The following is a 6969-nucleotide window of genomic DNA, read 5'->3' as shown; positions in this document are numbered from 1 at the left end:
GTCAACCTGGTGATGGGTGCTGACCTGCCGAGTGCGGTGTGGGGCCGGTGGTGGTTGTACTCGTGGAGCCATGCTGGCAGAGCCGCTCGGCGGGCGGATTCGGAGTTGTAGAACTTCTTGAACGCCCAGCCCTCGGCCATGGTGCGGTGGAAACGCTCGATCTTGCCGTTGGTCTGCGGTCGATACGGCCGGGTCCGTTTCGCGGTGATGCCCAGCTCGACGCAGGTGTCGCGCCACAAGAAGCTGCGGTAGGCAGACCCGTTGTCGGACAGCACCCGTTCCACGACCACGCCTCGGGCGGCGAACCAGGCCACGGCCCGGTGGAGCACTGCTGAGGCGGTGGCCGCGGTCTCGTCGTCGTGGATCTCGGCGTAGGCGACACGCGAGTGGTCGTCGATGACGGTGTGCACGAACGCGGTGCCCATCTTCGCGTTGTGCCACTGGTTGCGTGGCTTTCCTGACATGGCATCTCGATTGCGGCGCCCTTGGACGCGGCCCACGTAGCGCCACCCGCCGCCGTCGGGGACGTTGCCCAGCTTCTTCACGTCGACGTGGATCAGCGAACCCGGATGCGGGTGCTCGTAGCGGCGGACCGGTTCACCGGTGGCGCGGTCGACATGGGTGAGCCGGTTGATGCGGCAGCGCACCAAGATCGCGTGCACCGTGGACGGGGCGAGGCCGACTTGGTCGGCGATCTGCACCGGTCCCAAGCGGTGCTTCCACCGCAAGTGCACGATCTTGCGCACCACTGGTGCCGGGGTCCGCGTCGGTGAGCGATGCGGACGTGACGAGGCATCGTCCATGCCGGCCGGGCCCAGGACCCGGTACCTATCCGCCCACCGTTTCGCGGTCGGCCAGGACACGTCGTACCGCTCGGCCGCCCGAGCGATCGGCCAGCCCTGATCGACGACCAGGCGCGCCAGCCGAAGACGAGCGCGTGGGGTGAGTGCAGCGTTAGCGTGGGACACGAAGACCTCCAGGTGGTGGAAGCGGTTCTTAGACAGCTCCACTCCACGCCCGGAGGTCTTCGCCTTCCAAGCTCATTCAGATCGTGTCGTCACACGATCTCGACCAACGTGCCCGATCAGTACACCTAGAGCAGGCTGCCGTGGTGGAGGTAGGGCGCCGGGGGCTTCATCTGGCGCACGCACAGGTAGCCGCTCTGGTGGATCGCCATCCGCGCGGCGAGTCCCACGTCGAGGGCCCACGCGTTGGCGGCCGTGATGTGGTGGACCGAGACCTGCTCGCCGGGCCGGGACGAGGCGAGGGCCTCCCACATCAGCGACGACGCCGTACGCCGGTTGGTGGCGGCGAGCAGCGTCGGGGAGCCGTCGTCGTCGACGTACGCGTAGCCCGCCCCCGTGGTGTGGTCGGTGACGACCAGCCGGAACTGGGCCAGCAGCAGCTCGTGGTCGGACAGGTGCGCGGCGCCGCGGGTCTGCCGGTCGACCGAGTTGAGGAGGTCGATGTCGCCGGCCGTGCCCTCACGCACCCGGTCGACCACGGGGATCTCGCTGCGGTCCACGACGCCCATCAGCAGCATCTGGGGGTGCAGTTCGAAGCCCGCCAGTCGGTAGCGGCGCACGGCGCCGGGGTCGGCGCTGGCCGCGAACATGCCGCGCAGGCAGCCGCGGCCGTGGTGCATGGCGGCGGCCATCAGCTGGGTGCCGATGCCCCTGCCCTGCTGCTCGGGCCGCACGGCGAAGGACGCGAGGATCCACATCAGCTCACGCACACGCGAGACCGCGCCGCCGACCACCTCGCCGTCGACCTCGGCGACCCAGCAGCCGCCCGGGTCGGTGTCGAGGGCCGCGCGGGCGCGGTTGATCCAGGCGCTGGTGCGCCCCAGCGGGCGTCGTACGGGATCGGGCCAGGAGCGCTGGTAGGTGCGGGCGTCGACCTCGTAGTAGCTGGTGGCGGTGATCTCGCCGAACGCCACGAGGTCGCCCTCGCGCATCGGCCGGACGAGCGCGCCGGTCACGACACGTGCGCGGCGTACCGCTCGAGGAGCTGGTCCCAGTGGGTGTACTTCGCGCGGATCTCCTCGCTGCCCGCGGCCCACCCCCCGTGCACGAGTCGCACGAGGGTGCCGCCACCCTCTGCGTCGGTGAAGGTCACGTCGAGGGTGGTCGGCTCCTCCTCGGCGTGGCCGAGCCAGAAGTCCTGCGCGTAGCGACCGATCGGGTCCCACTCGCGCACGCGTCCCCAGACGTACTGCTGGTCGCCGTGCACCATCTCGACGGGACCGTCGGGGTCGATGGCGATGCCGGTGAAGGTGGCCGCGTCCGGGCTCAGGATCGGGTCCCACCACTCGCCCATCTGGGCGGTGAAGCCGACGAAGGCCTCGGTGGGGGTCACGGGCACGGTGACCTCCGCGACGATGGGGTCGAGGCTCGACGTCGGGGGCATGCGGTCAAGCATGCCCGAAGCGGGGTGCGCGGCGGGCCGCCGGACACGCTGTTGCAAGGATGGCGACATGCGCGTGCTCATCGCCCCGGACAAGTTCGCCGGCACCCTCACGGCCGTCGAGGCCGCCGAGGCCATCGCCGCGGGCTGGCGGAGGCAGGCGCCCCACGACGAGCTCGACCTCGCGCCGATGGCCGACGGCGGCCCGGGCTTCGTCGACGTGCTGCACGCCGCGCTCGGCGGCGAGCTCGCCGCGGTCACCGTGACCGGGCCCCACGGGGCACCCGTGCCGGCGGTGGTGCTGCGGGTCGGGGACACGGCGTACGTCGAGAGCGCCCAGGCGGCCGGCCTGCACCTGGTCGACGGGGATCCCGAGACGGCGTCGAGCCGCGGCGTCGGCGAGCTGGTGCTCGCTGCCGTGGCGGGCGGAGCGACGACGGTGGTCGTCGGTCTCGGCGGCACCGGGACGAACGACGGCGGGGCCGGGGTGCTCGCCGCGTGGGGCGCGACCTCAGACGGCGTGCTCGACGGCGGGGCCACCGCCCTGGGCTCGGTGACCCACGTCGACCCCGCTCCCGCCCGCGAGCGCCTGGCCGGGGTCACGCTGGTCGCGGCGAGCGACGTCGACAACCCGCTCACGGGCCTCTTCGGCGCCACCAAGACCTTCGGGCCCCAGAAGGGCATCGAGGAGGAGCGCATCGCCGAGGTGGACGGCTGGCTGGAGGCGTTCGCAACGGCCACCGACCGTCGTACGTCCCTGGAGAAGGGGGCGGGAGCCGCGGGCGGCATCGGGTACGCCCTGCTGGTCGTCGGCGCCTCCCGCCGGGCCGGCATCGGCCTGGTCACCGACGCCGTCTCGCTGGCCGAGCGGGCCAGCAAGGCGGACCTGGTGGTGACCGGCGAGGGCGCCTTCGACTTCTCCAGCAGGGCCGGCAAGGTGCCCTACGGCGTGGCCGGCATCGCCTCGGAGGCGCTGCGCCCCTGCATCGCGCTCGCCGGGCAGGTGCTGGTCGGGTCGCGCGAGATGCGCGCCCTCGGCATCGAGTCGGCGTACTCGCTGGTCGACCTGGTGGGGGAGGACCGGGCCTTCGCCGCACCCGCCGAGGCACTCAGCGAGCTCGCGGAGCGCGTGGCGCGCACCTGGTCGCGCTGATCGGCTGGTCGACGGCGTCCGGTGGGGGAATAACCCCACGTGTGCGACCATTGGACCCTGCGAGACCCCGAGACTTTCTGGAGTGATTTTCATGACCGAGCAGGTCGAGACCACCACCGAGCGCCGCACTGACCAGATCAACCTGTCCGCCGTCGCGGCCGGCAAGGTGAAGAGCCTCCTCGAGCAGGAGGGCCGTGACGACCTGGCTCTGCGCATCTCCGTGCAGCCGGGCGGTTGCTCGGGCCTGCGCTACCAGCTCTTCTTCGACGAGCGCACCCTCGACGGCGACGTCACCACCGACTTCGACGGCGTGACCGTGGTCGTCGACCGGATGAGCGTCCCCTACCTCAACGGTGCCGAGATCGACTTCGTCGACACCATCGAGAAGCAGGGCTTCACCATCGACAACCCCAACGCCACGGGTTCGTGCGCGTGCGGGGACAGCTTCCACTGATCAACGACGCGACGAAGGGCCCCAGCCACGAGGCTGGGGCCCTTTGTCGTACGTAGGGCTGGCGCTGCTTGTCCACTGATCAGGTTTCGACACGCTCCGTCGCGACTTCGTTCCTCAGTCGCGGTCGCTGCTCAACCACCATCGATCGAGTCCGCTGGCGCGTCCTCGCTCAACCGCCATCGATCGAGTCCGCTGGCGCGTCCTCGATCAGTCCAGGTGCAGGTGCAGGGAGTTGGCGAGCCGGGCGGCCGCGTCGGAGATCCGGATCTCCCGCTTGCCGATCTCGGTCGGGTAGTCCTCGAAGCGGATGCTGGGCGGGGTCGCCACGGCGGCCCGAGCAGCCCGCTCGAGACCGCGCTCGAGGTGGCTCTCCAGGCGGAGGTTGCGGCCGGTCTCCTGGCAGTCGGCGGCCATCTCGGCAGGCGTCCCGAGCTCGTCGTGGACCAGGTGCGAGGCGCGTCGCGAAGTCGTCATGTCGGCGACGCTATTGGCTACTGCGTGGTATCCCGAGCTGTACCGAGAGGTAGTGTTCCGCGGCGTGTCCCTCCTCGTTGCCGGATCCATCGCGACCGACCACCTGATGTCCTTCCCGGGCAGGTTCGCCGACAGCCTGGTCGTCGACCAGCTCGACAAGCTGTCGGTGTCCTTCCTGGTCGAGGACCTGGAGGTGCGCCGTGGCGGGTGCGCCGCCAACATCTGCTTCGGCCTGGGCAATCTGGGCCTGCGCCCGGTGCTCGTCGGCGCGGTCGGCGAGGACTTCGCCGAGTACCGCTCCTGGCTCGAGCGGCACAACGTCGACTGCGACTCGATCCACGTCTCCGAGACCCGGCACACCGCCCGCTTCGTGTGCACCAACGACTCCTCGATGGCCCAGATCGCCAGCTTCTACGCCGGCGCGATGAGCGAGGCGCGCGAGATCGAGCTCAAGCCGATCGTCGACCGCGTCGGGGTCCCCGACTACGTGATCATCGGGCCCGACGACCCCGACGCCATGCTCCGCCACACCGACGAGTGCCGCCAGCGCGGCTACCCGTTCCTGGCCGACCCCTCGCAGCAGCTGGCCTTCGGTGACGGAGACCTGATCCGCCCGCTCATCGACGGCGCCGAGATCCTGTTCTCCAACGAGTACGAAGCCAGCCTGATCACCCAGAAGACCGGCTGGAGCGCCGCGGAGGTCCTCTCCCGCGTCGGCACGTGGGTCGTCACGCTCGGCCCCGCGGGCGTCCGCATCGACCGCGCCGGCCAGGAGTCGATCGTGGTGCCCGCGGTCCCCGAGATCGAGAAGGTCGAGCCCACCGGCGTCGGCGACGCCTTCCGTGCCGGCTTCCTCGCCGCCCTCAGCTGGGGGCTCGGGCACGAGCGCGCCGCCCAGCTCGGCTGCCTGCTCGCGGTGTACGTCGTCGAGCAGGTCGGCACCCAGGAGTACGAGATCTCCCGCAGCGCCTTCCTGGCCCGCTGCGCGGCGACCTACGGCGACGAGGCCGTCGCCGACTTCGAGCCGCACCTGCGGACCATCCGGCCCTGACCGAAACCCGGTCAGCCACCCATCGACCTCAGCCGAGGCGTCGTACGACGAACCGCGGCGCACCGTCGGCGGCGACGTCCTGCCCGACGTAGTCCTGCGCCTTCATCCGGCACCACGCCGGCACGTCGACCGCGGCCGCCGGGTCGCGTGCGACCACGGCGAGCAGCTCGCCGACCTCGACGTCGGCGAGGTGGCGCGCCAGCTCGATGATCGGCATCGGGCACGGCAGCTCGCGGCAGTCCAGCTCGAGCGCGACATCCGGGGGCGGGTCGTAGGCCGTCACAGCCCCACCCGCGCCCGCAGGTCGGCCACCAGCTCGGGCAGCGCGTCGCAGAAGGCGTCCACGTCGGCGCGGGTGGTGTCGCGCTGCAGGGAGAGCCGCACGTTGCCGTGGGTCAGCACCCCCATCGCCTCCAGCACGTGGCTGGGGGTCAGCGTCGAGGCGGTGCAGGCCGAGCCGCTGGCGATGCCGAAGCCGAGCCGGTCGAGCTCGGTGACCAGCGCCTCGCCGTCGACGTAGAGGCAGGAGAAGGTCACCAGGTGGGGGAGCCGTCGCTCGGGGTCGCCGACCACCTCGACGTCGGGCACCTCGGCGGCCACCCGGCGGCGTACGACGTCGATCAACGCGTGGTGTCGCGCGTTGACCTCGTCGCGCTCGGCCACCACGGCCTGCAGCGAGGCGGCGGCCGCGAGCACGGCGGGGATGTTCTCGAAGCCCGTCGAGCGCTCGTCGATCCGGTCGTCGCCGGGGAACGGGTTGCGCCACCGTGCCCGCTTGCGGACCAGGAGGACGCCGACGCCGGCGGGACCGCCCCACTTGTGGGCGGACCCCGCGGCGCTCGCCCAGCCCGAGGGTAGCGGGAGCCGTCCCATGGAGGCGCAGGCGTCGGTGAAGAGCGGGATGTCGTTCGGCAGCTCGAAGTCGCCGACGGGCTGGACCGTCCCGACCTCGTGGTTGGCGGTCTGGAGGGCCACCACCCCGACCCCCGGGGCGATCGACTCGTTCACCAGGTCGCCGTCGTAGACGCGCCCGTCGCCCCCGCAGGACACGACGTGGCCGCGTGCTCCCCACTCCACGGCGCGGTGGACGGCCGAGTGCTCGACGGCGGAGTGCGCGACGCCGTCGCCCCTGCGCGATCCGCGCACCAGCCCCAGCAGCCCCAGGTGCACCGCGTGGGTGCCGCTGGGGGTGAAGGTGACCTCGTCCGGGCGGACGCCGAGCACGTCGGCCGTGGCCTCGCGCGCGTTGTCGAGCAGGAGCCGCGCCTCGCGGCCGGGGCGGTGCAGCCGGCGGGGGTCGGCGTACCCCCTGTCGAGGGCCGCGAGCAGGACTTCGCGGGCGGCCGGGTGCAGGGGCGCGGCCGACGCGCTGTCGAGGTCGGCAGGCCCTGTCACACAGGCAAACCTATGCCACCACGGTCCGGTCCGCCC

9 protein-coding genes are annotated in these 6969 nt (G+C 71.8%); 3 read left to right on the top strand and 6 right to left on the bottom strand.

Translation table 11 applies throughout. From position 1 onward, the window contains the following. The 3 genes from JWN97_RS03195 to JWN97_RS03185 all read right to left on the bottom strand — a co-directional run. On the bottom strand, positions 1-968 hold a 968-nt coding region (locus JWN97_RS03195), incomplete at its 3' end, for an IS481 family transposase (RefSeq protein WP_297618130.1). 125 nt (positions 969-1093) lie between these two features. Beyond that, the gene (locus tag JWN97_RS03190) at positions 1094-1981 is read right to left on the bottom strand and encodes a GNAT family N-acetyltransferase (RefSeq protein WP_297618124.1); all 888 of its coding nucleotides are present in this window, start codon (positions 1979-1981) and stop codon (positions 1094-1096) included. Beyond that, positions 1978-2409 (bottom strand): SRPBCC domain-containing protein, encoded by a 432-nt coding sequence (locus JWN97_RS03185; RefSeq protein ID WP_297618121.1) that lies wholly within the window; start codon positions 2407-2409, stop codon positions 1978-1980. The genes JWN97_RS03190 and JWN97_RS03185 overlap by 4 nt, the downstream gene beginning before the upstream one ends. Before the next feature lie 67 nt (positions 2410-2476). On the opposite strand from JWN97_RS03185, the gene JWN97_RS03180 reads away from it, so the two are divergent. Together JWN97_RS03180 and erpA are read left to right on the top strand one after the other, a co-directional pair. Continuing rightward, on the top strand, positions 2477-3559 hold the full coding sequence (locus JWN97_RS03180) for a glycerate kinase (protein WP_297618118.1): 1083 nt from the start codon (positions 2477-2479) through the stop codon (positions 3557-3559). Positions 3560-3650: 91 nt separating this feature from the next. Further along, entirely contained in the window at positions 3651-4013 is a 363-nt protein-coding gene (gene erpA, locus JWN97_RS03175; protein ID WP_297618113.1) for an iron-sulfur cluster insertion protein ErpA, read from the top strand. A 207-nt stretch (positions 4014-4220) separates the two neighbouring features. On the opposite strand, the gene JWN97_RS03170 is transcribed toward erpA, so the two are convergent. Next, entirely contained in the window at positions 4221-4487 is a 267-nt protein-coding gene (locus JWN97_RS03170; protein WP_297618110.1) for a hypothetical protein, read from the bottom strand. 64 nt (positions 4488-4551) lie between these two features. Between JWN97_RS03170 and JWN97_RS03165 the strand changes: the two genes are divergently transcribed. Then, a complete protein-coding gene (locus JWN97_RS03165; protein ID WP_297618107.1) occupies positions 4552-5538 on the top strand; it encodes a carbohydrate kinase family protein in 987 nt (328 codons plus the stop codon). 28 nt (positions 5539-5566) lie between these two features. Here the strand turns inward: JWN97_RS03165 and JWN97_RS03160 are convergent, their stop codons facing one another. Continuing rightward, complete coding sequence (locus JWN97_RS03160; protein ID WP_297618104.1) at positions 5567-5821, bottom strand: sulfurtransferase TusA family protein; 255 nt, start codon at positions 5819-5821, stop codon at positions 5567-5569. After that, positions 5818-6933, bottom strand: coding sequence for an aminotransferase class V-fold PLP-dependent enzyme (locus tag JWN97_RS03155; RefSeq protein WP_297618101.1), 1116 nt, complete (start codon positions 6931-6933; stop codon positions 5818-5820). The genes JWN97_RS03160 and JWN97_RS03155 overlap by 4 nt, the downstream gene beginning before the upstream one ends. Positions 6934-6969 lie beyond the last annotated feature (36 nt).

This window comes from Nocardioides sp. (assembly GCF_025965415.1).
GTDB lineage: Bacteria > Actinomycetota > Actinomycetes > Propionibacteriales > Nocardioidaceae > Nocardioides.
The sequence above is the reverse complement of the archived record's forward strand: the minus strand, read 5'-3'. Positions and strand labels throughout refer to the sequence as shown.

Excerpts from the sequence above, each read along its gene's own strand:
- JWN97_RS03185 (WP_297618121.1), bottom strand. The coding sequence starts at position 2,409 with ATGCCCCCGACGTCGAGCCTCGACCCCATCGTCGCGGAGGTCACCGTG.
- JWN97_RS03180 (WP_297618118.1), top strand. The coding sequence starts at position 2,477 with ATGCGCGTGCTCATCGCCCCGGACAAGTTCGCCGGCACCCTCACGGCC.
- erpA (WP_297618113.1), top strand. The coding sequence starts at position 3,651 with ATGACCGAGCAGGTCGAGACCACCACCGAGCGCCGCACTGACCAGATC.
- JWN97_RS03170 (WP_297618110.1), bottom strand. The coding sequence starts at position 4,487 with ATGACGACTTCGCGACGCGCCTCGCACCTGGTCCACGACGAGCTCGGG.